Source organism: Micromonospora sp. WMMD714 (assembly GCF_029581315.1).
In the GTDB taxonomy this organism is placed as follows: domain Bacteria; phylum Actinomycetota; class Actinomycetes; order Mycobacteriales; family Micromonosporaceae; genus Micromonospora; species Micromonospora rifamycinica.
The window spans coordinates 5459495-5486312 of the sequence record NZ_CP120744.1 but is presented as its reverse complement, the minus strand read 5'-3'; the positions used below and the strand labels follow the sequence as shown (position 1 = coordinate 5486312).

Here is a 26818-nt window from a genome sequence, read left to right as displayed (position 1 = left end):
CAGCCCGACCGCAGTCGGCGAGGCGACAGCTCAACTGACGTTGCCGGAGCTGCGGGCACCCCCGCTCACCTGGATGGCGCCGTTCGACGAGACGTTGTCGGTGACCGACCACAGCCGCTTCGCCGGCGCCCCGTTCCAGGACGGGTTGCACAGGATCGCCGGCTCGCAGTTCTGCACCAGGTTGTCGCGGATGGCCATGATCGGGCCACCCGCGGCGAAGGCCCAGATGCCGACGCCCGTCCCGGCGGTCACCGAGATCCGGTTGTCCGAGACGAACACGTGCCGGATGCTGCCGATCTTGATGCCCCGGATCGTGCCCGGTTGACGCCACCACGCCTTGTACAGGTGGATGTCGTTGCCGGTGACCCGGATGGTGCGCCCCTGGATCGGCGGTCCCTTGTGGTAGGAGACCCCGATGTGGACGCCCTCGGCGACCTGGTCGAAGCGGCAGTCGGAGACCTCCACGTCGCCCACCGCCGTCCCTCCGCCGATCACCACCGCGCAGGCCCCGACGGAGACCTCCGCCGCGGCGGTCAGCTCCTGCCGGTACCCGCTGGCGTACTTCTCGCCGAAGGCGGGCTCCAGCAGGATCCGGTCGGCGACACTGCGCAGGTGCCGGGCCGCCGCCGACGGGGTCTGCACCGGGCGCGACGGCGGCGACGCGGCCACCGCCGCCTCCCAGGCGCCCTGGCTCAACGCCGAGTCGAAACGCAGGCTCGCCCCGGGCACCGGCAGCGCCACCTCCCGGCGGTCGCGGGCGATGTCGTCGGCCTCCCGCACGTCGATCCCCTCACCGACCAGGTAGTCGCGCAGCGTCTGGCGACCCTCGTCGGTGTCGAAGATCCGCCCGGCGTTCTGCCCGAGCCGTCCCTTGAGCGAGGCCAGTTGCCGCTTGTACGAGGGCAGCTGCGCCGGGTCCTCGGTGGCCAGGTCCGCCAGCCGCAGCACGTACGCCTCGGCGGCGTCGGCGGTGCGCTGGTCTTCCACGGTGGGCGGACGCAGGGTGGTCAGGGTCTTCCACTCGCTCTGCGGGACCATCGAGTTCATCCGCACGCCCCACCGGCCGACCCGGATCACGGTGTTCCACTCGCCCGTCTCCAGCCGGTCGTCGCGGTCCAGGGCGAGCCGCCCCACCAGCTGGGTGGCGAGCTGGCTGCGGAACTTCTCGTCCTTGACCAGCTCGGCCAGGGTCAGCGACGCCGGTCGGGGCGGGCAGGAGAACCGGCACCTGGTGATCACCGCGTGGTCCGGGTTCACCAGCAGCACACCCTGCTGGCCGTGGCCGATGAGGAAGTCCGAGTCGAGCACCCGGACCTTCCCGGGCGGCGTGCCCTGGTCGTTGCGGACGGTCAGACAGGTGCTCTGCGGCGACGCGCCGGCCACCCCGGTGAGCTGGCAGTGTTCGATCGTCACCTCGGCGCAGTTGACGGCCGAGACGGGGCCGAGCCGTCCCTCGGCGGCGGCCGGTCCGGGGGTCTCCACCGCCAGGTGCGACACCGAGACGGTGCCGCAGTTGACGAACATCAGCGCGAACTCCTGGCCCTGCACCCGGACCCGGCTGGCCGGCCCACTGCCCAGCAGCCGGATGTTGGCCCGGCCGGTGAAGGTGACCGGCACGGTGCTGGTGTAGAGGCCGGGGGCGAAGCAGACCAGCACGTCCCCGGCGGGCAGGGTGTTGAGCGCCTGCACCCAGTCGATGCCGGGCCGCAGGGTGATCGTCGCCCAGCCGCCGGTGGCGGACGCGGCGAGCTGGTTGATGGCGGCCTGCACGGTGGTCGCCCCGGCCAGCGACGGCCGCCCGGTCGGGTCGTACGACACCCGGTCGGCGCGGGACAGCGCGGCGGTGAAGGTCACCGGCAGGTGGACCGGCTGCCCGGCCTCGTCGAGGAGCTGGGCGGTGACCTCCTGGGTGGCGGCGGCGGAGTCGAGCTGCCAGCCGCAGCGGGCCCGGCCGTCGGTGCCGGTCTCCACGGTGACGGTGGTGGCGGTGACCGCCCCGGCGGTGACCCGGCCCGCGCCGCCGGTGACGGTGAACCGGACCCGGGCCTTGGCGACCGGCTGGCCGCCGACGGCCACCCCGGTGACCAGGTCGTGGCCGAGCGGCACCAGGGCCGCCGGGTTGGCCGGCACCGGCACCGCCTCCTGGCCGTCCCCGCCGAGCAGGCTCAGGGTGGCCTGGCCGGTCAGCGGGGCGAACACCGGCCGGCAGTCGCGCAGCACGCTCCACTGGCTGCCGTCGAAGCTCACGACACCGATCCGGCCGTGCGCCCGGCGCGGCCCGTGCGGGGTCTGCGCCACCGGCGTGCTGCCGACCCGGGGCCACTGGACGTCGTGCAGCGCCGACCGGGCGGGGAACGACCACCAGTCGCCGGTGCGGAAGCTGCCCACCGCCGAGAACCGGATCTTGATGCCGAGTTCCAGGTCCAGCTCCACCCCACCGGCCGGCACGGTGCCCCGGCCGTCCCAGCGGCGGACCCGCGCCCGGGACGGGAAGTCGGCCCGGTCCAGGCTGCCGGTGGCGGTGCCCGGCCGGATCACGATCCGGTCCCCCTCCACCCGGTCGACCTGCACCAACGTGCCGGGCAGACCGTTGAGTTCCCGGCCGTCGTCGGTCAGCTCCACCCAGGAGCCGTTGGTGAAGCCGGCGCTGCCGTCGCGGCCGGGCACCTTCACGGTCAGCACGTCGACGTCGATGCTCTCCCAGGTGGCCACCGTGGCGGCGTTGTCCCGGGACCAGACGAAACCGGCCGCCCCGGGAGCCCCGCCGGTCAGGATCTCCACCCGGTAGAACTGGTTGTCCAACCCGGTGTACGGCGACCCGGTAGGGATCACGCAGTCACCGCCGGCGCTGCCCGTCGGGTCGGCGCGCACCGCGAGGGTGCCGGTGGAGGCGGCGGTCAGCTCCGTCCAGCCGGGTGGGGTGTCCGCGCAGCCGACCGGGGTGTTCGGCGGCCCGGCCTGCAACAACCGCACCTGCCACGCGGTCCGCAGCCGGGTGGTGGTGTCCGGGCCGCCGAGGGCGACCTCCCGCAGCGTCGGGTCCTCGATCGCGGTCACGTGCTGCGACCACACCTGGAGCCAGGCGGCGTAGACCCCCGGCGGCACCGGGGCGCCGGCGGCCAGCCAGGTGCCGTCGAGCTTACGGACGAACGGCCCGGTCGCCGGCAGGTCCGGCTGGCCGAACACGGAGACCGCGGTGTCGTTCTCGCAGAGCACCCCGTCGAGGTAGTACCGGCCCGCCGACAGCGTGAGGCCCGTCCCACCGGTCAACCCGAACGCCCCGCCGACCACCGGCGCACCGGCCGGGCCGACCACGTCGGTCAGCGCCGTGGCCCGCAGGTGCGCCTGGATGTCCTGCTGTTCGTTCCAGTCCGCGTCCAGGTCGACCCGGCCCTGCTGCTTGCGGACGCTCGTCGCGTGCCGCCGCTGGTCGAACGTGACGCGGCTGATGTCGCCCTTCATGGTGTGGTTCCTCCGGTCGGCAGGACGGGCAGGGCAGCGGCCACCCGCCCCAGCGGCAGGTACTCCGCCAGCGCGAGGGTGAGGTTGTTGAGACGTTGCGGGGTCAGGGCGCGGCGGAACGCGCCCAGCTCGGCGCCGGACTCCGCACCGGTGCGCAGCTCGACGGCGGCGGTGGCGGCGAGCCGGCCGTAGGTGGCGTCGCCGTAGCGGGTGCTCGCCCACGCCGGTCCGACCCGGGTGGCCACGTCCGGGTCACCGGGGTGGGCCTGCTGGGCGAGGTCCGGTTGGCAGCGGTAACGGCGCGGCGTGACCGACCCCGGGCACAGGTAGCTGAACCGGACGTACCCCTGCTGCCGGCGGGCCACCGTCACCGGCTGGTCGAACAGGCAGTCGGTGGCGGTCAGCACCCGCGCCGCGGTGGTGCCGAGCACCGTCACCCCGCCCAGCTCCGCCGCGGCCTCCCCGGCGGCGACCGGGCCGTGCACCAGCGTGTCCGTCACGGTCAGCGGGCCGTCGGTGGTGCTCAACGCGCCGGTCACGCAGCGGTGCACCACCACCCGGGTCCGGTCGTTGCCGGCGGTGACGGTGAGTCCGGTCGCCGCCGGGCCGACGGTGCAGTGCCGCAGCTCGACCAGGCCCAGGCCGGGCCCGCCGTCACCGGGCGCGGCGACGGTCACCGACCCGACCACCAGCAGCCCGTCGACCACCAGCTCACCCGGGCGGTCCCCGACGCCGACACCGGTGACCGTCACCCCGCCGAGCAGGCAGGGGCGCACCCCGACCGGATCGAGGTCGCCCTGCCGGCGGGGCCGGTCCGGCGGCCGGGGCCACTGCGCGGCCAGCACGCTCAACCGGCTGCCCTGCCCCACCCGCACCGCCAGGTTCTCCCGGTAACGGTGGCTGTCCAGCACCACGATCCGGCCGGTGCTGCCCGGGTGCGCGGCCTGGAAGTCGTGCCAGGCGGTCAACGCCTCACCGAGCGAGGCGACCACCTCCCCGGCGCGCGGCGGCTCGGTCACGCTCACCGCGAGCTGCCAGTCCACCGGGCCGTCCGCGGTGCCCAGGTCACCCCGGCGCGGGTACGGGCCGGCACCGACGTCGGCGCTGAACGCGTACCACCAGGAGAGCGCGAGGCGGTGCACCGGCCGGCCGGCGGCGACGGTGACCCGGCCGCGCACCGGGTCGACCCGCACCACGCTGCCGGTCGGCAGCTCCCACCCGGCCAGGTCGCAGATCCGCAGCAGGTCCAGCGGGACCGGCCGCAGCTCGTCGGCCGGGGTCGGCTGGATCCACACCACGAGCGACGGGTCGTCGTCGCGGAACCAGCGCCGCTGCTCGGGCGGGGGAGGCGCGGCGGAGGCGAGCGCCACCAGCTCGTCGCGCAACGGCCGGCGGCGCAGCGGGCCGGGCACGTTGGCCTCGTCGGCCCGGTGGTCGATGTCCGGCTCGGTCACCGTCGGGCCGGTCAGCTGCCGGCCCACCCCCACCGGGTCGATCCACCACCGGCCGTCCGGCGGCACGACCGCCGGGGCTGCGGTGGCCCGGTCCAGCCGGTACGACGGCAGCGGCCACACGTACAGGCCGATGTTCCCGATGGTGGGGCGGCCCTGCCCGGTGTCCATGGCCCGGACGTCCACCGTCCGGCAGACCGTCTCGAACGGCCCGCCGACCAGCTCCAGCGGCGCGGCGGCCCGGATCGACGCGGTGGCCGGCGCGGACCGGACGTGGTTGACGTGCTGGGTGACCACCAGCCGTTCGAAGAACTCGACGACCGCGGCGCTCCAGCCGGTGTTGGCGCGGGTCAGCTCCTCCAGCGCGGCGGCGGTGCCCTTGCGCCGCCGGAACCGGATGGTGTCGGCGACCCGGGCCCGGTCGGACAGCCCGGTGCCGTCCGCCAGCGGATGCAGCCGGCCCGCCCCCACCAGCTCACCCAGGTAGGGCACCACCCACTCGGCGCAGGTCTCCACGAACCAGTCGTCGGTGAGCTGGTCGATGTCCGCGTCGAGCGCGACGGCCTGCTCGGCCAGCACCTCCACCAGCGCGTGCAGCACCCCGCCGGCCGCCTCGTCCTGGCTGCGCAGGGCGGCCGGCAGCAGGTTCCAGATCTCCTCGGCCCTCACGATGCCTCCAGCAGGGTGACGTCACCGGCGTCCACGGTGAGCAGGTCGGCGGGGAGCAGCAGGTCACCGACCCGGCGGCCGGGGGCGGCGGGGATCACGTCGAGGCGCTCCGGTGGCTGCTCGGCGTCGTGCAGCAGCTCCAGCACCACCGCCGCGACACCGGGCACCCCGTGCAGCAACGCCTGCACCTCGCTGGCGCGCACCGGCCGGGCGTAGTCGCGGGCGTCGAAGCTCAGCCCGGTGACCACCGCGGCGCGGGCGGCGGCCGCGACCAGCGTGAAGCGGTGCCCGGGGGCCAGCAGCAGCCGGGCGGTCACCGCCACCCGCCGCCGGTGGTGGCCGAGGATCCGCACCGGCACCGCCGCCTGGCGGGCGGCGTCCAGGGCCCGCAGCAGGTCGGCGTGGACCGGCGCGCTCTGCGGGATCTCCGCCCCGTCCGGCCCGGCGACGGTGAGCAGGACGACCTGCCGGGCGTCGTCCCAGACCAGGTCCGCGCGGGCCTTGCCGATCCCGGCGAACGCGCGGGCGAAGTCGGCGTAGTCGTCCAGTGAGACGACCCGGCCCAGGGTCCGGACGGCCAGCGGCGCGTTGCGGCGGGCCCGGTCCACCCCCTCCGGGTCGTCGGCCCCGGCGGCGGGCACCGGGTTGTCCACCTCCATCAGGCCCAGCGGCCGGGACAGCGGGATCGTCAGCCGGCCGGGCGCCAGGTCCGCCAGCCGCCCGATGCCGCTGCGGTAGGTGGCCACCACGTTGTCCTGCCCGGAGGGCAGCCGCGCCCCGGTCAGGCCGTCGCCGAAGGTGACCGTGACGGTGCCGTCGTCGGCCCGGCGCACGGTGTAGACCCGGGCGGTGGGGGCCTGCCCGAGCAGCGCCGGCACCTCCTGCCAGCGCACCCCGTCGACCCAGACCGCCAGGGTGGTCCGGGAGCCGCTGGCGGTCGCGGCGGGGACGTGGGTCAGCGGCACGTGCCGCAGGGTGAACCGCTGGAACGCCCGCCGCGCGTCACCGCCGCCGAGCACCTCCGCCCGGCTCTCCCCGTGGGTCGCCGACGTGACGTTGCCCAGCACCCGGACGCTGTCGCGCCGGTACCGCCGCGCCACGTTCGCCGTCAGGTCCACAGTGGTCGCGTCCCGGACCCGCAGCACGGTCACCACCTCGCCGACCGGCTCGCCGGCCGGGTCGACACCGGTGAGCACCAGCGGCCGGCCCGGCTCCAGGCCCGGCGTCGGCCGGGCCAGCTCCAGGGTCGCCGTCGCGGCCAGCGGGGTGGTCAGCGGCGGGTCGGCCGGCGGCAGCAGCCGGCTGTCGCCGAGCACCGTGGTGGTGCGCCGGGAGAAGGTGTTCGAGTCACCGCCGGCCACGGTGACCCGGGTGGTGCGGGCGGCGATGCCGAAGTCGGCCACCGGCAGCTCCGCCACCGCGTCGACCCGGCGCAGCTGCGGCACCCCGGCGGTCTCCAGCACCAGCCACGACCCGGCCACGACCGACGGGTACGACTGGTCCAGGTGCAGTGCCCGCTCGTCCTTGCCCAGCGGGGCGTCCACCCAGGTGTCCTTCCGGGTGGCGTACGCCCCCGGCAGCACCTGGTTGGTGCCCGGGTTCAGCTCGCCGACCCGTAGCGCCACCGGGAGCGCCGACCACGGCTGCGCCTGGTGCCCGAACAGCGCCGCCCGCTGCGCCAACAGGTGCACCTGCACCTCGCGCCCCGGCTGGTGCAGCTCCGCGCCGAGCGACCGGGCGGTCACCGCCGCGTCCAACCCGACCACCGTGTACGCCGGCACCACCGCACCGCCGTCCAGCGCGGTGGCCGCCGCCGGCAGCACCGCGCCGGCCGCGCGCACCCGGCGGACGTCGAACCAGTCGGGGCCGAGCACCAGCAGCACGCTGCCCGCGACGAGCACGGTGTCGGTGCCGGCCAGGTGCAGGGTGGCGTCGCCGGGGCGGGGCGCGCGGGGCGCGGTGACCCGCAGCCCCACCGCGTTCAGCTCCGGGCGGGCCAGCAGCGGCGTCACCGTCTCGAAGACCTGCGGCAGCTCGCCGGGGCCGGGCACGCTCTGCGCCTGGCTGCCCGCCGGGATCGGCACCCCGTCCGGGGCGCCCGGGGTGGCGGTGACGGTGAACGACAGCCACGTCGTCGCGGCCACCCCGGGGCGCAGCTCGTAGCCGATCGCGCGGGCCAGCATCAGCACCGAACCGCGTTCGGTGGCGGTGCCGAGGAACCCCTCGTTGGCGATCCGTTCCTGGTAGAAGGCGAGCACGTCCAGGGTGGTCGCCCAGGCGTGCAGCAGCGCCACGGCCGGGTCGTCGACCTCCCGGGTGGTCAGCCCGGCCAGCTCCGGCCGGCCCCCCAGCCGGGCCACCAGGTCGGCGGCGAAGTCGGCCTGCCGGCCCAGCCGGTACGCGATGCCGTTGCGGCCGGGTGGGTTCGGCCCCCGGCCCACTCGTGCCGTCACAGTCCACCTACCAGGTCGAGGTGCAGGATGCCGTGCTCCGGCACGCTGGGGTCGTTGTCGAGGCGGATCACCTCGGTGTCGCCGGCCCGTAGCACCCGGTCGGCCAGCTCCCCACCGGCCGCCACCCCCACCGGGTGCAGCTCGGTGACCCGTACGTCGGTGACCCCGGGGACACCGACCGCGGCGGCCAGCAGCTGGCTGACGTAGAGCGGGGTGCCGAAGCTGAACCGGTCGGGGTGGAAGAAGCCGCGCACCCCACCCGGCAGGTCGCGGGCGGAGAAGAGGTCCAGCAGGGCCCGGCGGACATCGGAACGGAACGCGCCGGGGGTGACGCACACCCACAGCCGCAGCTCCACCGGCAGGTCCACCGGGTCGCGCAGTTGCAGGTCGTACCCGGCGACGCGGAACCGGTCGAGCCGTCCGGCCAGCCGGCGGGCCAGCTCCGGCTCGTCGGTGAGCCGCTGCCCGCCGGTCAGGTCGAGGGTGAGGAAGACCGTCCACCAGGAACCCGTCCAGCGGACCCGGGCGGTGGCGTTGGCCACCTCGGGCAGCCGCCGCGCCGCCGCCACCCAGTCGGCGGTGGTGACCGCCCGTTCCTGGACGGCGAAGGCGACCGGGGCGTGCTGCCGGGCGTGCTCGATGTCCTCCGGGTCGGTGCCGCCGACGGCGGGCAGCGGGTTGGTCGCGCCGAGCAGCCCGACCCGGTCGGTGACCAGGGTGGTCAGCGCGTCGTGGCCGAGGTTGCCGGCCGCGCCGCCGCCGCGCCACCAGGCGACCTGGAAGACCGTGCCGGCCGGCGGCCGCCGCCCCGACACGTCGTCGCCGAACCGCAGCGCCACCCGGCCGTCGCGTTCGCGTTCCGGGACGAAACCCTGGTCGAAGCGGTCGGCGTTGAGCAGGTCCCGGCGGGGCCGCCAGCTGCCCTCGGTGGTCTCCAACCGGATCAGCGGCACCGCGGCACGGGGATCCTGGTCGAGGGCCTGGCTGGCCGGGGTGTCGGTCCGGAACGGCACCGCCGAGGCCACCGGATCGGCGGTCAGCACCGGCCGCCACCGGTGTTCGGCGGCGGCCGGGAGCTGCCCGGACACCGCGATGGCGTGCTGCACGGCCACCAGGTTGGCCCGCGCCACCGCGCAGGTCACCAGGTGGTCGGTGCCCGTCCCGGCGACGGAGGCGGTGACGGTCAGCGGGAAGGCCAGCCGGTCGGCGGCGCTCCACTCGACCTCCAGCACGGCCACCCCGGTCACCGGGTCGGTGGTGGGCCGTACCGACACCAGCCGGACCACCTGCCGGTGGGTGGGATCCGCGTCGGCGTGCCGCCCGGTCCGTGGGGAGAGCACCTCCTCCAGCAGCAGCAGGTCACCGGCGGCCAGCCCGGTCGCCGGCAGGTCGACCAGGGTGGCCCGGGTCGCGCCGACGGGCAGGCCGCAGTCCCGGCCGCCCCACACGTACAGGGCGATCTCGTTGCGGGCGGCGCGGGGGGCGAGCGGGGTCAACGTCTCGAAGCCGGTCGCGCCGCCGGCCAGCAGCGCCGCCGCGTCGGCGGGCCGTACCGCCGGGGTGGCCCGGTCGGCGGCCAGCACCGGCGTCCCGGCGGGCACGCCCCGGCTCTCCACGTCGGAGCCGGCGGCCACCCGGACGCTGAGCCAGGCGCGGGCCGCGCACCCGTCGTGCACCGCGTAGTCGAGCAGCCGGGCGTGCCGGCGTACCGAGATCCGGCTGCGGGCGGTGCCCAGGTACGCCTCGGTGCCGGCGGCGTCCTGCCGGTAGGACAGCCGGTCGGCGACGTGCGCCAACGCCTCGACCACGGTGGTCAGCGGGTCGGCCGGGTGCCGTGCGGATCCGCCGGGCAGGGCGGCGAGCCGGTCGAGCATCAGCCGCCGGAACCCGGCGTAGTCCTTGGCCAGGTAGTCGGTCGGCGCGGTGGTCGCCGGCGGCGGGGCCACGGTGGGGGCGGCCGGGGCCGGGTCCAGGTCGCTGGGGCAGTTGGCCTTGAAGGAGAAGGTCTGCGCCGACAGCACCGGGTCGAAACCGGGCGGCACCCGGTCGTCCACCGCCGAGCGCACCAACCGCAGGGTGTACGGGGAGAAGTCCCCGGCCCGGTCCACCCGGACGGTCAGCTCCGCGCCGGTGGCGGCGACGCTGAGCACCCGGACGCCGGTGATCCGGACTCCGCCGTCGACCAGCACGTTGCCCACCGCCAGTGCCGCCCCGGCGGGCACCTGACCGGGCTGGCCGGGCAGCGGGTGCAGGAAGCCGACGCGCAGCAGCCGCTGGTCGGCGGCGTCCACCTCGACCCAGTCGATGCCGTTGAACGCGCTGCCGGGCCGGGCCACCTCGGCCCGGCGTTCGTCGTCGTCGCACCGCACACTCATCCGTCGCCCCTCTCCACCGACACCTGCGCGGGCCGGCCGGTGGCCCGCAGCCGGTACCCGACGTGCACCCGCACCGCCGCCTCGGCCAGGTCGACGCGGACGTCGTCGACCTCGATCAGCTCGCCGAGCCAGCGCTGCAACGCGCTGCGGGCCTGCAACTCGGCGGTGCCCACCACCGCGTCGTCGACCGGGGCGAAGAGCAGCTGGCCCAGGCCGGCGCCGAAGTCCGGCCGGTTGACCCGCTCGCCGGGCGCGGTGAACAGCACCGCCTCCACCAGGTCGGCGACGTGCCGTTGCGGGTCGGCCAGGCCGGAGCGGCCCCGGTTGTCCGGCCGCCAGGGGAACGCCGGGTACGTCATGTCGCCACCGCCCGCACCTGGACGCCGGCCACCGTCGGCGGACCCTGCGGGACGCCCTCCGCGCTGACCCCGAGCCCGACGCTGGTGCCGAGCACCGGCGGCTGCCCGTTGACCAGCACCCGGGCCGCCGGGGTGGTCCACTGGAGCTGGACGCAGGGCTGCGGTTTGGTGCCCGCGCCCACCGGCACCTGGAACGGGCATCCGGTGACCGGGTAGGCGTCGGTGGCGGTGACCACCGGCAGGCCGTTGACCAGCACCCGCGCGTTGCCGGTCTGCGGGGTGACCGGGCCGGTGTGCGGGCAGGTCAGCACCGCCCCGACGTGCAGCAGCGGGCCGGGCATCAGGTCACCGTCAACGCGGTCTGGTTGACCGCCACCGTCGGGCCGACGAGGGTGATCGAGGCGCCCTTGCCGTTGGAGATGATGATCCCGGTGTCGTTGATCGAGATCATCGCCCCGGTCAGCGTCTTGAGCAGGATGCCACCGGTCGGGCCGGGGGCGTCGGAGATCATCAGGGTGGCCTGGCCGGGGGTCTGCAACACGATCGGCGGGGTGGGCGGCGGGGCGGACGACACCAGTGCCGGGATCTCCGCCTTGGAGCCGTACCAGCAGCCCGTCCAGATCGGATGGTCGGCGTCGCCCTGCTCGAACTCCACCCACACCCCGGTGCCCGGCAACGGCACGGCGAACATGCCCGCCTGGATGCCGGCCAGCGGGAAGCAGGGCATCGCCCAGCTCGACGGGGGGAGCGTGACGTCGGGGACGGTCACCTGGATGCGGCCCTGCTGCAACGGGTCGAGGTGGTTGACCACCGTGCCGCGATACTTGCCGTAGTACCTCGTCGTCATGGTTGTGCCCTTCCGGAGCGGGAGATCTGGGCGTTACGGCCGAGGGTGAACCGCTGCTTGACCTCGCCGGCCTTCACCGTGGTGGTCACGCTGCGCACCACGTACTCGCCGTCGTAGGCGCGGCCCGCCCCGCGAACCCCGACCAGCCGCCGGCAGCGCAGCAGGCGGCCGTAGCGCAGCACGTCCAGCGACCCGGACCCGCTGATCACGTTCGCCGACTGGGCGGCGCGGGCCAGGCCCCGGGCGAGGGTCTGCACCACGTCCATCCGGGCCGTGGCGTCGTCGGTGCCGTCGGGGTTGGACCGCCCGACGTTCATCCGCCGGTACGACAGCGGGATCGGGATCTTGCGGCCCAGCGGCGGGTTGAGCGGGCTGACGTCCGGCACCGGCAGCGGGATCGGCACCCGTACCTGCTCCGGGAACGCGGTGAGCAGGTAGACGGTCTTCTGCACCCCGTCGAAGGAGAACGACAGCGACTCCACGTTCGCGCCGGCGTCGGCGTTGACCGTCAACGCCGGCTGCGGCTGGCCGGCGCGCACCTCCGGCCCCCAGTAGGCGGTGTTCATCCCCGGGGTGGGCCCCGGCTCGACGTAGAACGTGTAGCCCACCTCGTCGGCGAGCTGCGACACGTACGCGAAGCTGGTGCCGCGCACCGCCGGGATCCGCTGCACCGGGTTCGGCGCGAACACCAGCACGCTGGGCACCACCATCGGCACCACCCCGTACGCGGCGAACGGGGCGAGCAGGGTCAGCACCCGGGCCTCGGCCGGCATCGGCATCGGCAGGTCGGACAGGTCGATCAGGTCCATCATCTGGCTGACGTCCACCCCGGTGAGGGTCAGCGTCGACGCGCCAGCGTCGTTGCTGCGGGCCACGTCGTGCCGGGTGACCACCCCGTCGGAGAGCACCTGCGGCCGGCCGTCGACGTGCAGCACCAGCAGCATCCGGGTCGGCGGGTCGAGGCCGCCGTCGGCGAGCATCCGCTCCACCAGCGACCCGCGGCCCAGCGCGAGACGCAGCTGGAAACCCGAGCGCTGGCCGGCGTTCTCGGTGACCTGCGCCTCCTGCACCGCCGCCACCAGCTCCAGCGGGGCCGGTCGGAAGGTCAACGGCCCGGTCAGCACCTGCAACCGCACCCCGCTAGGCATCGCCACCTCCCGGGAACCCCTCGGGCAGGGCCACCCGGACCACCCGGCCCGGCTGCTCCAGCTCGGCCGGGTCGAAGACGCCGTTGGCGTCGCAGAGCTGCCAGAAGGCGGTCGGGTCGCCGACCGTACGCCCGGCCAGCAGGTCCACCCGGTCCCCGTCGGCGACCGGCTCCCAACCGGCGGTGGCGAGCCGCTCGGCGGGGGGCACGAACCGGCGACGCAGGTGCACGATCTCCTCGCCGGTGTCCGGGTCGACGGTGACCGTGGTGCCCACGGCGGCGTACCGGCTGTCCGGGGCGACCGCCCCGGGGGCCGGCGTGCCGACGCCACCCGCGCCGGTGGCGGCGAAGAGGGTCTCCGCGACCCGGCTCTGCGCGGCGACCAGGGCCGGGTCGGTGTCGGTCGGGTCGCTCACGGCAGCCGGTCGATGCCGAGGTCGGCCAGCCGCCCGCCGCGCGCCCGGCCGGCGAGCTGTTCGAGCTGCTGGTGGGCGGCCATGGCCAGGCCACCGGCCCGGCCGTCGGTGCCCACGTCGTTGACGGTCAGCACCCGCAGACCGAGTCGGATCTTGGCGCGGATCGGGTTCAGCATCGGGTCGAACGCCTCCTCGGTGATGGTCAGCTCGGTGATCCGTACCGGCCAGAGCCGGCGTCGTCCGAAGGCCAGCAGCACCAGCGGCGCCGGGGGTGGCACCACCTCCAGGGTGCCGGCGGCCAGCAGCGCCGCCGCGTCCTGCACCGCCGCCAGGCTGGGGTAGGCCAGCGATTCCAGGGCGGCGAGCTGGGCGGTCAGCCCCAGCTCCACCGTGTCCGGGTCGGTGAGCTGGTCGGCGGCGTCGAGGTCGGCCTCCAGGGTGAGCGTCTGCACCGGCGGGCCGGTGATCCGCAACGCCTCGCCCCGCGCCCCGCCCTCGGCCCCGGCGGTCTTGAGCTGGAAGCCGCGGGTCAACGAGTCCGGGTTGTACTGCAGGGTGATGACCCGACGGCTGCGTCCGCTGTCCGGGTCGAGCACGACCAGGCCGGCGCGGAGCAGCCGGGGGCTGAGGGGACTGGTCACGGGGTGCCTCCAGAGGTGGGACGCCGCCAGCGGATCCGCTCCGCCACGGCCCGGGTGATCCGGCCCTGCATCAGCAGCGGGTCCAACCCGCTGAAGTCGACGGTGCAGTCGGCCAGCTCGGTGATCCGGATCTGCCCGGTGGACAGGCCGAGCCCGTCGAAGAGCAGGTTCACCCGGGCCACCGTGGCACTCTGCAACGACACCGGCCGCAGCCGACCCGGCCGACCGCCACCACCGGCGGCCCGGCGTACCCCGCCGCCGACGGCGAGGTGCACCAGCGCGTCGGGGGCCAGCACGATCTCGTTGCCGCCGCCCAGCGGCAGGGTGATCTCCCGGGGGTTGTTGACCGACAGGTCCACGTCGACGTTGCCGATCGCCAACATGCCGGGCGGGCCGGTCGACGGTTCGTCGCTCTGCACGTCGGCGATGGTGTGCAGCAGGTCGTCGCGGGACGCGGCGGTCGGTCGCAGCAGCCGGTTGAGGCGTACCAGGTGCTCGGTGCGGGCCTGGCTGACCTCGCCGGTGTCGAGCTGCCACCGCAGCAGGTCGACGTCGCTGTCCGGTGGGGGAGCGCCCTCCGCCGCGAAGCTGGGCAGGTGCACCCGGTAGACCAGGTCGTCGCCTTCGACGATGAACCGGCCCGGCGTCCACCACGGCAGCGCACCGGTGAGCCGGCGGTAGTCGACCGCGCCGTCACGCAACGTCAGCCGCACCTCCCAGCTCCGCTCGCCCCACAGGAACCCGTCGTGGGTCACGTCGAAGTCGATGTGCCCGTTGAGGCTGTCCAGCACCTCGCCGATGCGGTAGGCGTCGAGCACCCGGACCAGCGCGTCCCACTTCCCGGCCAGGGCGGCCCGGCGCTGCGCGCTGGTGGTCCGGGCCGGCGGCGGGGCCGGGATCGGGGAGCCGCCGCCGAGCATGGTGGCCAGGTCCAGCACGAACCGGGCGTTGCGGATGTCCAGCGACGGCAGCTCACCCGACCCGCTGGTCAGGTCGTGGGTGAGGTCGCCGAGCAGCCCCTGTTCGACGAAGACGTACAACCCGAGCCCGCTGTCGGTGAAGCTCAGCCCGGTCACCTCGCCACCGCGGACGGCGATCCGCTTGCCCGGGGCCGTCGTGCCGTCCGGCCCGGCCGGGTCCTGCTCGTAGCCGATCGAGGTGAACCGCAGCCCGTACTCGGGGCGGCCGGTCGGTGCGCCGAGGAACAGCAGCTGCCGGCGCGGGTCGGCGGTGACCTGGGCGCTGATCGCGGTCAGCGTGGGCTGCGCCAGGTTGAGCCGCAGCCCGCCGTGGTCGAGGAAGTCGACGCTGAGCCCACCGGCGGTGAAGTCGGCCGTACCGCCGGACAGGAACGTGCCGATGTCGAAGCCGACCCGGGCCGCCTCGATCGCCCCGATCCGCAGGCCGCCGAGGATCCGCATCCCCTCCGCCGTGCGGGTCGCCTCCACCAGGAAGCCGTCCTGCCCGGCGGCCGGCACCAGCCGCAACTCCCCGAGCACCGCCTCGATGTCCGGGTTGAGGCGGATGGTGACGCCGTCGTGCAGGTCCACCAGCAGCCCGCTGGCCCGGGTCTGCTGCACCACCAGCTCCCGCAGCAGCAGCCGGCGGAACCGGCCGCCGGGCGTGCCGGCCGGGTACAGGTCGACCCGGGCCCGCGCGCTGATGCCGAGCAGGGTGATCGCCCCCGCGCCCGACGGGATCCGCAGGCCGAGCGCCGCGCCCTGCCAGTTCAGCGCGTCCACCGAGATGGTGGCCAGGCTCAGCCCCGGCTGCCCGTCCGGGCCGATCTCGATGTGGTCCGGGCCGACGCTGACCACGCCGGTGTCCAGCCCCTGGATGCTGACCTGCTGGTCGTGCTCGCCGGGGCGGGGGCCGACGCCGAGCTGAGCCTCACCGCCGACCACCCGGGCCTGGATCCGGCCACCCCGGCCGAAGGCGAGGGTGAGCTGGGCGGCCCACAACGCGCCGTCGACGTGCAGCGCGGCGTCGATCCGGCCGGCGATCTCGACCCGGGTCGCCCCGGTGGTGAGCCGCCCGGCGGTCACCCCCGCCGCCGCCGACCAGCGCAGGCCGCGCAGGTCCACGTCGAGGATCTCCAGCGGCGGCCGGTCCGGCTCCCCGGCCGGGAGCGGTTCGGGCCGGCCGAGGCCGACGTCGAGCACCCCGTCGCGGTAGCGCAGGTCCCGGCCGGTGACCCGGGCGACGTGCAGCCGCTCCAGGTGCAGCGCGGCGGTGGCCGGGACGACCCGACCGGCGGCGTCGCGCTGCTCCGGCGTGCTGTCCCAGCGTCCGCTGGCGGTCAGCCCGTCCAGCACGGTCGGCCCCCGGGAGACGATCCGCCCGTCGCCGGCCCGCCAGTCGATCGCGCCCAGCTCGATGCGGGCCGGACCGACGTCCTCGAAGCGCAGCCCGCCGGCCCGCTCGGTGACCAGCCGTCCGCCCAGCCCGGCCCGGCGTACGGTGACCGCGCCGTCCGGGGTCCGCAGGGTGGTGTCGGTCAGGGTGAGCCCGTCGAGCTGGATGCGCTGGCTGTCGGTGGGGTCGCTGACGATCCGGCCGGTCACCGGGTCGACCTGGTGCGGCCCGGCCCGGATCAGGTCCACGGTGACCGAGGCGGCGTTCGGGGTGGCCGCCCGGCCGCCCACGGTGCCGGTGATCGTGGTGGGGCCGCCCTGCACCGCGCGGGAGACCACGCTGAACCGCAGCCGGTCGAGCTGGCCGACGGTGAGCCGCCCGGTGTAGGTCAGCTCCTCGCCGGTGAGGTCCACGTCGAGATCGCGCAGTCGCACCCCGATCAGCGCGCCGGAGACCACCTCGACGCTCATCCCCGGTGCCGGGTCGGTGACGTCCATGCCGATCCGGTCGGCGTCGATCCGGTCGATGACCAGGTTGCGGACCAGCGCGCCACGGACCTGCCGGCCGGTGGCCGTCACGCCGGTGCGGACCCGCACGTCGAGGCTCATCCGACCGATCCGGGTGCTGCCCCGGGAGTAGAGGCTGCGGCCGGGGGAGCTCATGGCCAGCCCGGTCAGCTCGGTCTGCTCCACCACCAGGTCGGGCAGGCGCAGGTCGTCGCCGTCGGGCAGCACCCGCCCGTGGATCGCCTCGCCGGGCGTGCCGTCGGCGCGGGCCGGCGCGGTGAAGGCGATCCGCTGGGCCTGCACGCCGGGGCCGGAGAACCCGGTCACCGCCAGCTCGCCGACGCCGAAACCGACGGCGGTCCGGCCGACCGGCAACCCCTGGGCGGCGGCCGGGCCGGCCAGCTCGGCGGGGAGCCGGCCGCCGCCGACGGTGTCGAGGTCGGCGCGCACCCGCAGCCGGGACGCCGCCAGCCGCTCGACGGCGGTGGCCCCGGCCCGGACGTCGGTGGCGGTCAGCTCGGCCAACCGCACCTCCACCCCCAGGGTGGCCGGGTCCAGGGCGACGTCGAGCCCGCCGACGGTCAGCCCGCCGACGGTGACGCCGAAGTACCGGCCGGCCCGCTCCCGCAGCAGCTGGAGCTCCTGCTCCTGGGCCCGGGTGCGGTGCCCCGGCAGGTACCGGCCGGCGGGGTCGACCGGCTCGGCGGCCAGCGACTCCAGCTCCCGCAACCGGTCCAGGTCGGTCAGCCAGCGGGTCAGCTCGGCCCGCCGGTCCGCCCAGCGCGGTTCGTCGGGCAGCGCGGCGAGCTGGGCGGTGACGTCCGCCCGGGTGGGCAGGGCACCGGCGGTCAGTCGCAGCGCCGGTGCGCCGGCCGGGCCGGGCAGCAGCCGTACCCCGGCGAGGGTGGCCGACCCGGTGCTGCCCCGGGCCGTCGTCGCGGCGTCGGCGGGCCGGCGGTCGCGGCGGAACCGGGTGATCAGCTCGTCGTCGGGCAGGTACTCCCCGGCCCGCGACGGCAGGGACGCCTCGGCGTGGATCGGATCGATCTCCACTCCGGCGGCCTCGACCCGGCCGGTCAGCCCGGTGACCCGGATGCCGCCGACGTCGACCGCGCCGCCGACGGACTGGCGCAGCTGGTCGGAGAGCTCGACCAGCCGGCGACGTTCGGCCTCCGACAGCGACTCGGCGTGCCAGCGGTGCCGGGCCTCCAACCGGTGCAGCTCCCGCTCCGCCGGCTCCAGCTCGGCGAGCCGGCTGTCGACCGCGCGCAGCCGCTCGTCGAGGGCGGGGTGGGCCGTCGGCGGGGCGGTGTCGCGCCGCAGCCGCAGCGACTCCCGCTCGGCGCGCAGCCGGGCCGGCAGGCTGGTGGCCACCCCGATCAGGGTGCGGCCCACCTCGATCCGGCCGATCTGTTGCAGGCCGGCGAAGGAGAGCCCCTCGGCGGTGGCGCTGGAGAAGCTGACCCGTAGCGAGTGCATCATCTCGGCCGCGTCGGTGACCCGCTCGCCGACCCCACGGGGTGGCCGGAACACCCCGTCGGTGAGCAGTCCGATGGTGGCGTTGGCCAGCGGGGTGAAGATCTCCCCGGCGGTCAGCGAGGTGAACTGCTGGGCCAGGAACGGCGCCCCGGCGGTGTACGGGGCCAGCAGCGCGTCGCTGATCTTGGACAGGAACGGCAGGCCGCCGTAGAACGAGATGACGTTGTGCAGCAGGTGGATCAGCGGATCGATGACCGGGATGCCGACCCAGCCGTGCCGGCCCGGCTCGGTCAGGTCCTCCTGCCCGGTGGCCCCGGCCCGGAAGGCCAGCGTGGACAGCCCGAACCGGCTCAACCCGAGCAGCCCGCCGGGCAGCCCGTCGCTGGCGTACACCACGTCGGCGACGCTCAACGAGCCCATCCCGGCCTGCGCGCCGACCGGCCGGTCGTAGCCCCGGTCGGAGAACGACGCGACGATGTCCAGGTCGGTCAGGGTGACCCGGCCGGTCCGCAGCGAACTGCCGGTGAAGGTGCGGTTCACCCCGTCGAGTTCCAGCCGGGGCAGCCGGATCCGCAGCACCCCCTGCCGGGCGTCCACCGACAGCGACAGCCGGTTGGTGCGCTCCCGGTCGGTGTCGCGCAGCCGGGCGCCGCCCAGGTCGCCGCTGATCCACTGGGCGTCGTGCAGGTCGAACTCGTCGACGGTGACCTCGTCGGTGAACAGGCTCAGCCCGGTGCGGCTGAGGAACAGCAGCTTCAGCCCGACCGCGACCAGCCGGGCCAGGTCACCGACCACGGTCGGCAGGCCGTCGGTGCGCAGCGCCTCCGGCTCGAACGAGGGCCTTCGGGTGGCGTGGTAGAGCCGCAGCTCCGCGACCAGGGTCGCCAGGGCGGGCAGCAGGTCCGCGCGGACCTCGCGGGAGCGCAGGAACACCCACCGCCGGTCGTCCAGCGCGTACGCCTGGATGATCAGCGAGCGCAGCTCGGTGGCCCGCCCGGCCCGCCAGAGCCGGTCGTCGCGCAGCCGGTCCCGGAGCTGGTCGCGGGCCTCGACGCGGCGCGGGCCGGAGATCGCGGTGACGGCCAGGGAGGCCCGCATCTGCGGGGTCATCCCGGACTGCATCCGGGCCCACCGGTCCGGGTCGTCGGCGGCCAGCCGGGCCTGGTCGGCCAGCGGCAGGTTCCGCACCAGCTGGAACGCCAGCCACGCCTCCCGGGGGTTGACCGCCCAGTCGGTCAACCCGATCGCCAGCAGGCCGCGGGCCTGCCGCTCCAGGTGCGCCGGGTCGCGCAGGGCGAGCAGGTCGAGCAGTTCGGCCCGCCACGTCTCGTGGGTCAGGTAGGCGTCCGGCAGGGCGGCGAGGATGCGGTCCAGGTCGCGCAGCGCGTCCAACCGGTGCACGGCGGTCCGCAACGCCTCCCGGCCCCGGGCGTCCGGGCCGGCGGTCGCGCCGGTCGGCCGGTCGTAGCCGATCAACCGGCGGACCAGCTCGACGGCGTTCACCCCGTCCAGACCACCCTGCACGATCCGGTGGATGTCGGCGACGAGCCGCTCGGCGTCGACCTGCCCGGCGCTGCGCCGGCGGCGGTCCCACGGCTCGGCGAGGGTGCCCACGCCGGTGTAGCCGCCACCGAGCACGTCCCCGGCCGGGATGTTCTCCTCCAACCGGTCGAACCAGCTGCCCTGGTCCAGCCGTCGCCACCGGTCCTGGGTGGCCAGTGGGAGGCTGCGCAGCAGCAGGTACGCGAAGCGGGCCTCGTGATCGCGGATCGCCCAGTCGAACAGCCCGTACGACAGCAGCCCCTCCACCCGGGCCAGGTTCCGGTGCTCCGGGCGGGCGGCGAGGACGACCAGCAGCCGGGGGCCGAGCGGCGCGTCGACCCGCTTCTCCTCCCACGGCAGGTGGTCGAGCAGGGTGTCGACGTGACCGCTGTCGTCGAGCCGGCGGACCACGTACCGCAGCCGTGGCCCCGGCTCGGGCGGTCCCGCGCCGGCCGCCGTGGTGGTGGTCGGGGTGCCGGCGGTGGGTGCGCCGGGGGCCAGCTCGGCCAGCAGCCGCAGCGCCTCGTCGCCCTGCCGGTCGCCGACCAGCCGTTCGATGCGGCGCAGCCGCGCGCCCAGGTCGGCGTCCCGGTCGAGCCGGGCGTCGTCGGTCTGCGCGTCCCGCAGCGCGGTGACCTGCTCCCGTAGCGCGTCGGCGTCGCTGCCCGCCGGAGGCCGCTCGGCCAGCAAGGCCCGGAAGTGCGCCCTGCGGTCCCCGCCCAGCAGCTCCCGCAGCACGCTGGTCCGCAGCGCCCGCAGCACGTTCAGCGCGGTCCGCCGCTGCACCGGGTCGAGCCCGTCGGTGGCCAACCCGTGCACGTTGTCGGCCTCCAGCACCCGCAGCAGGTAGGGGGTCTGCCCGCCGAGGGCGGCCAGCGCGGCGCGCGGGTAGGCCCGGTGGTGGTCGTCGTCGAGGTTGCCGGCCAGGTCGGTGCGCCGGGCCGCGGGCAGGCTGTGCACCAGGCTGCGGGCGACCACGAACGGCAGGGTGTCCAGGATCCGCAGGCACCCGCGCACGTCGTCGCCGGAGACCCAGAGACCGTCGAGCAGGTCGACCAGCCGGGACCGTTCCGCCCGGTACCGGCGGTCCACCAGCGCGCCCAGCTCCGCCTCCAGCGGCCCCGTCCCGTCCTCGCCGGCCGGTGCCCGGTCGGCGGCCGGCGGGGTGGCCGGTCGCGGCGGGGTGGCGACCGCACCGGTGTCGGCGGCGACCGCACCGGCCGGCAGCCACGCCACCGGCGTCCACAGTGCCCGCCCGGCCGCAGCGGCGTCGGCCAGCGCCCGCGCCTCGGCCTCCGGATCGGTCGCCCTCCTCCCGGGGTACGCCGGCGCGGCGTCCGCCTGCGCCAGGTGCCCCAGCTCGTGCACCAGCAGGGCCCGCCCGGCGGCCCGGGACGGGTCGAACCCCGGGGCGAGGTGCACCGCGCCGTCGGCCAGCAGCCCCCGCGCGCCGTGGTTGGCGGCCCGTCGGCCCGCCTCGCCGAGGCGCACCCGCACCGCGTCCGGCCGTAGGCCCAGCGCCGGGGCGTACCGGTCGACCAGCTCGCGGGTCAGCGCGGCGAGGGCGTCGTCGCGGTGCGGCGCGGGAGGCCCCGCCGGCCGGGCCGCGCGGTCGACCGCCGGGTCGGCGGCCGCCCGCGTGCCGGTGGTGTGGTGGGCGGCCCGGTCGGGTCCGCCGGGGGTGGTCATCGGCCCACCGCCGGGGGCACCAGCCGGGTCCAGATCGTCTCGGCCAGCACGGTCGGCAGGTCGCCGCCCGCCGGCGGGCCGGTGGCCGGGGTGCCCGCCGCCGGCAGGCCACGGTCGGCGACCAGCCGACGCAGCCGTTCGCCCACCTCGGCCGCCAGCGTGCCGTCGACCGGCCCGTCGACGCCGGTGAGGACCAGCCGGCGGATGTCGACCTCGATGGCGGTGACCTCGACGTTCATGACCACAACCCGGGGTCGGCCGGCCGGTCGTGCTTGGCGTACTCGGCGGCGACCGCGTCGAGCACGTGCCGCATCCCGACCGGGTGACCCTCCCCGGTGGCGACCAGCGCGGCGCGCAACGCGACGGTGTGGATGTCCCCGCCGGTGAGGTCCAGCGCGGCGAGGCGGGGCAGGTCCAGCTCGGCGGTGGCGACCCCGGCCGGGAAGGCCCGCCGCCACAGGTCGGCCCGCTCGGCGGGACCGGGGTGCCCGAACGGGACCACCACCCGCAGCCGGCGCAGGAACGCCGGGTCGATGGCGGTCCGCATGTTGGTGGTCAGCACCGCCACGCCCCGGTACTGCTCCATCCGTTGCAGCAGGTACGACACCTCGATGTTGGCGTACCGGTCGTGGCTGTCACGCACCTCCGAACGGCGGCCGAACAGGGCGTCGGCCTCGTCGAACAGCAGCACCGTGCCGCCGCGTTCGGCAGCGTCGAAGATCCGCCGCAGCTGCTTCTCGGTCTCGCCGATCCACTTGCTCACCACTGTCGCCAGGTCCACCCGGTGCAGGTCCAGCCCGAGCACGCCGGCGACCACCTCGGCGGCGAGGGTCTTGCCGGTGCCGCTGGGCCCGGCGAACAGCGCGGCCACCCCGAGGCCCCGACCGGTCCGACCGGCGAAGCCCTGCTCGGCCAGCAGCGTCCGGCCGGCCGCGGCGGCGGTCAACTGACGCAGCTGGGCCAGGGCCGGGGCGGGCAGCACCAGGTCGTCCCACCCGGCCCGCACGTCGATCCGCTCGGCCAGCCCGTCCAGGTCCCGCCGGACCCGCTCGCGGACCAGCCCCCGGGCCAGCGTCACCGGGTCGCCGGCCGGGCCGGGGGCGGCGGCGTCCAGGATCTCCCGGTGTCCCAGGTCGAACTCCCGGGCCAGCACGGTGGCCGCCTGCCCGGTGCGGCCGGGCAGCAGCTCCCGCCAGAGCGCCCGCTGCTCGGCCCGGGTCGGCCGGTCCACCGTCGGCCCGGGGGCCACCCCGTCGAGGGCGACGGCGCGGGGCGTGCAGACCACCACGTCACCGACGAGCCGGGGCAGCAGCTGCGCCACGGCGGCGTTCGCGTCCGGCGGTTCGTCGCCGGTCAGCTCGACGACCAGCACCGGGTCGGCGAGCACCACCTCGCGGTTCCACAGCCGGGCGAAGGCGTCCCGGTCGGTTACCGCGCGGGGCAGGTCGGCGGCGGCCACCCGGTGCCCGGCCCGGCCCACCGTCGCGCAGGCCGCCGCCAGCACGTCGACCCGGTCGGCGTGGTCCGGGCCGCAGACCCGCAGCGGGTGCCGGCCGGCCTGCCAGGCGGCGCAGAGCTGCTGCGCGGCGCGGCGGCGGCTGGCCGGCAGCACGGCCGGCGGCGGGGGCAACGCCACCAGGTAGGGCCGCAACCGTTCGTCGAGCCGCCCGACGCCGCGCAGCTCGTGCAGGATCCGTTCGTCGACCCGGATCGGGGCGTGCGGCAACGGCCCCTCACCCAGCTCCACCAGCCGGGCCGCGCGCAGCGGGCGGTCGGCGGCCAGGGCGTCCCAGTGCCCGCCGGGCAGGGTGTCCAGGCACCAGGCGAAGGTGGCCGGCCGCTCCAGCAGGCCCAGCTCACCGGCGACCGAGGCGACCAGCACGTCGCGTTCGAAGGCGGTCAGCCCGAACCCGGTGACGATCCGGCCCAGCGCCGCCCCGTCGGCCCGGTGCCCGGGTGCCGGTTCGCCCTTGAGGAGCAGCCGGATCCGGTCCACCTCGGCGGCCAGCCCGTCGTCGTGCCCGGTGGCCGGCGGTGGGGCGGGCCAGCGGGCGGCCGGGCGCGGGGCGGGCATCACAGCACCACGGCCGGGCTGTCGTACCGGCCGGTCGGGTCGGCGTGCAGCGGACTGTCCACCCCGTCCACCCGCAACCGGGCCAGGTAGGTGCCGGCCGGCAGGTCCTGGAAGGCGAAGCCGATCCGCCCGGTGCGCTGCCCACCGGGCGGCACCCCGTTGCCGGCGGGCGCGGCGAGCACCGTGCCACCCGCCCCGGTCAGCCCGAGGGTGACCTGCTGACCGGTCTCGACCTCGGGGACCACGTCGACGGTGACCGTGCCGGTGCGCAGCACCACCCCGTCGACCGTCCGGCTGGAGGCGACCACCACGTCGCCGGGGGCGATGGTGATCGTCGGGCGGTAGCTGACCGGCACCGCGTCGGAACTGATCGCCGGCCGGGGCGTGGGCGGGTCACCGAGCGTCACCGAGTGGGTGACGACCAGACCACGGATCCCGGCCGCGACGGGCCGGTCGAAGGCGGACAGCGGCAACCGCAACTCGCCGGCCGAGGCGGTGGCGGGGCTGGCCGAGGCGGTCCCGATCCGGACCCGGACGTCCGGCCCGGCCAGGTTGCGGCCGGTCACCACCAGGGTCGCGCCGGCCGTGACCGGGGTGCCGGTCGGCCCGTCGGCCCGGACCAGGTCGACCTCGGGGCCGTCGACGTCGACGGTGCCGGCGGTGACCGCACGCACCGGCAGGGGCTCCCGTGCGCCGCGCAGCGGGTCGATCAGCACCACCGACACGTCGAAGAAGACGCTGCTGCGGTACGGCGCGCTGAACGCCGACCAGAGCCGGAAGCTCTCCTCCCCGCCCGGGCTGTTGGTGACGCTGACCCGGAGCAGCTCGACCTGCTCGGCGAGGCGGGAGTCGGCCACCGCGGCGGGCAGCGTCGGGTCGGGCGGGTCGGGGGCGAGCGACCGGCGGATCGCCGCCCGGGTCAGCACCGGCGTCTCGTGCAGCATCGCCAGCAGGTGACCGAGCAGGATCTCCCCGGTCAACGGGTCGTGGCCGTAGACGCTGGCCACGTAGTGCAGGTCGACGCCGAGCGGCGGCGCGGCGACGTCGTCCCCGCCGGTGCTGCGCGGCGGCGGGCCGAGGTTGGCCCAGGTCGGGTTCCGGGTCACCCGGCTCAGGAACAGGTTGACCTGGTTGCCCTCCTGGTTGCCGACGGTGACCCGGTCCGGTGGGCCGGCGGAGACGGAGACCCCGCCGACCGCCGAGGAGGCGCCGGTGGCCCGCAGGTACGCCATCAGCTGCCCGCGCAGCACGGCGGTGACGGCGGCCAGGGCGTACCCGGTGCTCATCGTGTCGCCCCCGACCCGCGCAGGTACGACTCCAGCTCCGGAGCCGGCCCCGGGGCGACGGTGGGGGTGGTGGCGGCGACCGGCACGGCGGTCGTCGGGGGCCGCCGGTCGCCGGTGAGGCGTACCTCGATCCGGTCGATGTGCACGTGCACGGTGACCGGCTCCGGGGCGCGGGCGGCGGCGCGGGTGACCGGGGGACGGTACCCGGGTGCGGCGGGCGGCCCGGGAGGCGGCACGACGTCGACGCGTACCGGCGCGACGGCCGGGGGAGGGACGACGGGGTACGGGTCGGGGGTGCGGGCCGGCGACCGGTCCGGGTCGTCCCGGCGGGGCGGCTGCGGTGGCCGGTCCGCGGTGGCCGCTACGGCCGGCGGTCGGGACGGGGTGGCCCGGCCCGGCGGCGCGGCGGCGGCGGGGGGCACCCACGCGGGAGGGGGAGGCGGCGTGGGTGCCGGCGGGCGGGCCGCCGTCGGCGGGGTCGGCGCGGCGGCCGGGCGGTCCGGCCCCTCGTCGTGGTGGGCACGGGGTCCGGGCGGTGGGAACGGCGGCGGCGGATCGGCCACCGGCATCCGGGCGGCCGGCGCGGCCGGTGTCCCCACCGGGGCGGGCGGCGGTGGCACCGCGACCCGGGGGCGGGGCGTCGGTGGCCGGTCCGTCGCCTGCGGGACGACCGGCCGGCTGACCGGCGGGGGCGTCGTCCACTCCTGCTCGTCGGTCACGAAGCCGCCCGCCTGCGCCGGGTCCGGCTCGAACCGACCGTGGCCCCGGGGACGCAGCCGGGGGGCGGTGCCGACGGCCAGCGCCGCCAGCGCGGCCAGGTAGCCGGTCACGGAACCCGCTCCAGGTACGCGGCCCGCCGGTGCGGACCCAGCCCCAGCACCTCCGCCTCCGACCAGCCGTAGGCCCGGGCGAGCCGGTGCACCTCGTCGAGCAGCCGGCGGACCCGGGTGTCGGCCGCCTGCCACGCCCAGGCCGGCACGTCCAGCAGCGCCTCGGTGGTGCCGGCACAGCCCGGACAGGTCAGCGCGACCGCGACGACGCCGAGGGGGTCGCGGTCGGCCAGCGCGGCGGACACCGCCGGCAGCGCGGCGGCCGGGTCGGTCAGCGGCGGGGTGGCGTCGAGCAGGCAGGCGTCGAACAGCCACCGTTCGGCAGTCGCCGCGTCGCCGGCCCGCGCCGCCCCGGCCAGGTCGGCGGTGGTCGGCAGCCGCAGGGTGAGCAGGTGCCCCTGCCAGCGCAGGGTGAACGACCGGCCGTCGCGCTCCGGTGCGGTGGCCGGGTCGGGTGCGGCGGCCAGCAGGTCGGCGACGGTGAGGGTCACCTCCAGGAGCTCCGCGCAGGACGGGCAGTCCACGGTGGCCGCCACCCGACCGCCCGCCCAGCCGCCGGCCACGGCCAGCAGCAGCGCCGTCACCTCGCCCACCGGCAGCCGGTCGGCGTCGGCCCGGCCGAGCAGCGACAGCCCTCGGACGTCGTCGGGCTGCTCCAGCGCCAGGTCCCAGGCGTGGACCAGCTCCACCTCGGTCAGCGGCGGCCCCGCGCTCACGACCCGAGCCGGGGTTCGGCCGGCTCGGGCACCGCCTCGTCGCGTTCCCAACCCTCGTTCTCCAGTTTGAGATGCTCGATCGCCACCGCGTTGGCGTTGGCGTCCAGCTCCGGCAGCGCCTGGTACTCCGAGACCCAGCAGCGGAACAGCCGGTACGACAGGGCGACCTGGCCGGCCTCGTTGAGCAGCTCGATGGTGATGTCCCGGCGGAAGTCGGCCAGCGACACCTCCGAGCCGAGCCCGGCGTGCAGCGCCCAGATCCGGCCCGCCCACTGGGCGAACTCGGCGTCGTGGGTCAGCCCCCGTTCCAGGGTGACCGCCTCGAACTCGGTGCGCCCCGGCGACTTGTGACTGGTCGAGGCGTTGCCGCCGTCGCGGTGCTTGACCACCTCGGTGGTCCGCTTCAACGCGCTGACCTTGCTGACCCCGGCCACGTAGCGGCCGTCCCACTTCACCCGGAACTTGAAGTTCTTGTACGGGTCGAAGCGCGTCGGGTTGACCGCGAACTGCACCATGACTCA

General features: G+C 76.3%; 17 protein-coding genes. All 17 read right to left on the bottom strand.

Annotation, left to right across the window (positions count from 1 at the left end; translation table 11 throughout):
- Positions 1-30: 30 nt before the first annotated feature.
- The 17 genes from O7625_RS23370 to O7625_RS23290 are packed head-to-tail and all read right to left on the bottom strand — an operon-like array spanning position 31 to position 26812.
- Positions 31-3462, bottom strand: a complete 3432-nt coding sequence (locus O7625_RS23370; protein WP_282341550.1) for a DUF6519 domain-containing protein — start codon at positions 3460-3462, stop codon at positions 31-33.
- Positions 3459-5582 (bottom strand): phage tail protein, encoded by a 2124-nt coding sequence (locus O7625_RS23365; protein ID WP_282341549.1) that lies wholly within the window; start codon positions 5580-5582, stop codon positions 3459-3461. Before O7625_RS23365 ends, O7625_RS23370 begins: the two co-directional genes overlap by 4 nt.
- Positions 5579-8035 carry a putative baseplate assembly protein gene (locus tag O7625_RS23360; RefSeq protein ID WP_282341547.1) on the bottom strand — a complete coding sequence of 819 codons (2457 nt, stop codon included), beginning with the start codon at positions 8033-8035 and terminating at the stop codon, positions 5579-5581. The genes O7625_RS23365 and O7625_RS23360 overlap by 4 nt, the downstream gene beginning before the upstream one ends.
- Positions 8032-10410 carry a hypothetical protein gene (locus O7625_RS23355; protein ID WP_282341546.1) on the bottom strand — a complete coding sequence of 793 codons (2379 nt, stop codon included), beginning with the start codon at positions 10408-10410 and terminating at the stop codon, positions 8032-8034. The genes O7625_RS23360 and O7625_RS23355 overlap by 4 nt, the downstream gene beginning before the upstream one ends.
- Positions 10407-10769, bottom strand: coding sequence for a GPW/gp25 family protein (locus O7625_RS23350; protein ID WP_282341543.1), 363 nt, complete (start codon positions 10767-10769; stop codon positions 10407-10409). The genes O7625_RS23355 and O7625_RS23350 overlap by 4 nt, the downstream gene beginning before the upstream one ends.
- A complete protein-coding gene (locus O7625_RS23345; RefSeq protein ID WP_067303919.1) occupies positions 10766-11110 on the bottom strand; it encodes a hypothetical protein in 345 nt (114 codons plus the stop codon). The genes O7625_RS23350 and O7625_RS23345 overlap by 4 nt, the downstream gene beginning before the upstream one ends.
- A complete protein-coding gene (locus O7625_RS23340) occupies positions 11110-11616 on the bottom strand; it encodes a phage baseplate assembly protein V (RefSeq protein WP_067303923.1) in 507 nt (168 codons plus the stop codon). The genes O7625_RS23345 and O7625_RS23340 overlap by 1 nt, the downstream gene beginning before the upstream one ends.
- Positions 11613-12764, bottom strand: coding sequence for a hypothetical protein (locus tag O7625_RS23335; protein ID WP_282341542.1), 1152 nt, complete (start codon positions 12762-12764; stop codon positions 11613-11615). Before O7625_RS23335 ends, O7625_RS23340 begins: the two co-directional genes overlap by 4 nt.
- Positions 12757-13179, bottom strand: a complete 423-nt coding sequence (locus O7625_RS23330; RefSeq protein ID WP_197700039.1) for a hypothetical protein — start codon at positions 13177-13179, stop codon at positions 12757-12759. Before O7625_RS23330 ends, O7625_RS23335 begins: the two co-directional genes overlap by 8 nt.
- The gene (locus tag O7625_RS23325) at positions 13176-13820 is read right to left on the bottom strand and encodes a hypothetical protein (protein WP_067303927.1); all 645 of its coding nucleotides are present in this window, start codon (positions 13818-13820) and stop codon (positions 13176-13178) included. Before O7625_RS23325 ends, O7625_RS23330 begins: the two co-directional genes overlap by 4 nt.
- The gene (locus tag O7625_RS23320) at positions 13817-21391 is read right to left on the bottom strand and encodes a DUF4157 domain-containing protein (protein ID WP_282341539.1); all 7575 of its coding nucleotides are present in this window, start codon (positions 21389-21391) and stop codon (positions 13817-13819) included. Before O7625_RS23320 ends, O7625_RS23325 begins: the two co-directional genes overlap by 4 nt.
- Complete coding sequence (locus O7625_RS23315; RefSeq protein WP_282341537.1) at positions 21388-21630, bottom strand: hypothetical protein; 243 nt, start codon at positions 21628-21630, stop codon at positions 21388-21390. Before O7625_RS23315 ends, O7625_RS23320 begins: the two co-directional genes overlap by 4 nt.
- A complete protein-coding gene (locus O7625_RS23310; RefSeq protein WP_282341535.1) occupies positions 21627-23465 on the bottom strand; it encodes an ATP-binding protein in 1839 nt (612 codons plus the stop codon). Before O7625_RS23310 ends, O7625_RS23315 begins: the two co-directional genes overlap by 4 nt.
- Positions 23465-24751: a DUF4255 domain-containing protein gene (locus tag O7625_RS23305; RefSeq protein WP_282341533.1), complete on the bottom strand. Its 1287-nt coding sequence runs from the start codon at positions 24749-24751 to the stop codon at positions 23465-23467. The genes O7625_RS23310 and O7625_RS23305 overlap by 1 nt, the downstream gene beginning before the upstream one ends.
- Positions 24748-25581 carry a hypothetical protein gene (locus O7625_RS23300; RefSeq protein ID WP_282341532.1) on the bottom strand — a complete coding sequence of 278 codons (834 nt, stop codon included), beginning with the start codon at positions 25579-25581 and terminating at the stop codon, positions 24748-24750. The genes O7625_RS23305 and O7625_RS23300 overlap by 4 nt, the downstream gene beginning before the upstream one ends.
- Positions 25578-26297, bottom strand: coding sequence for a hypothetical protein (locus O7625_RS23295; RefSeq protein ID WP_282341530.1), 720 nt, complete (start codon positions 26295-26297; stop codon positions 25578-25580). Before O7625_RS23295 ends, O7625_RS23300 begins: the two co-directional genes overlap by 4 nt.
- Positions 26294-26812: a phage tail protein gene (locus tag O7625_RS23290; RefSeq protein WP_282341528.1), complete on the bottom strand. Its 519-nt coding sequence runs from the start codon at positions 26810-26812 to the stop codon at positions 26294-26296. The genes O7625_RS23295 and O7625_RS23290 overlap by 4 nt, the downstream gene beginning before the upstream one ends.
- Positions 26813-26818: the final 6 nt, after the last annotated feature.

What these genes read in the sequence shown, in the direction of transcription:
- O7625_RS23310 (WP_282341535.1), bottom strand. Translation starts at nt 23,465, where the DNA reads ATGCCCGCCCCGCGCCCGGCCGCCCGCTGGCCCGCCCCACCGCCGGCC.
- O7625_RS23340 (WP_067303923.1), bottom strand. Translation starts at nt 11,616, where the DNA reads ATGACGACGAGGTACTACGGCAAGTATCGCGGCACGGTGGTCAACCAC.
- O7625_RS23320 (WP_282341539.1), bottom strand. Translation starts at nt 21,391, where the DNA reads ATGACCACCCCCGGCGGACCCGACCGGGCCGCCCACCACACCACCGGC.
- O7625_RS23335 (WP_282341542.1), bottom strand. Translation starts at nt 12,764, where the DNA reads ATGCCTAGCGGGGTGCGGTTGCAGGTGCTGACCGGGCCGTTGACCTTC.
- O7625_RS23315 (WP_282341537.1), bottom strand. Translation starts at nt 21,630, where the DNA reads ATGAACGTCGAGGTCACCGCCATCGAGGTCGACATCCGCCGGCTGGTC.
- O7625_RS23305 (WP_282341533.1), bottom strand. Translation starts at nt 24,751, where the DNA reads ATGAGCACCGGGTACGCCCTGGCCGCCGTCACCGCCGTGCTGCGCGGG.
- O7625_RS23290 (WP_282341528.1), bottom strand. Translation starts at nt 26,812, where the DNA reads ATGGTGCAGTTCGCGGTCAACCCGACGCGCTTCGACCCGTACAAGAAC.
- O7625_RS23345 (WP_067303919.1), bottom strand. Translation starts at nt 11,110, where the DNA reads ATGCCCGGCCCGCTGCTGCACGTCGGGGCGGTGCTGACCTGCCCGCAC.
- O7625_RS23350 (WP_282341543.1), bottom strand. Translation starts at nt 10,769, where the DNA reads ATGACGTACCCGGCGTTCCCCTGGCGGCCGGACAACCGGGGCCGCTCC.
- O7625_RS23370 (WP_282341550.1), bottom strand. Translation starts at nt 3,462, where the DNA reads ATGAAGGGCGACATCAGCCGCGTCACGTTCGACCAGCGGCGGCACGCG.
- O7625_RS23355 (WP_282341546.1), bottom strand. Translation starts at nt 10,410, where the DNA reads ATGAGTGTGCGGTGCGACGACGACGAACGCCGGGCCGAGGTGGCCCGG.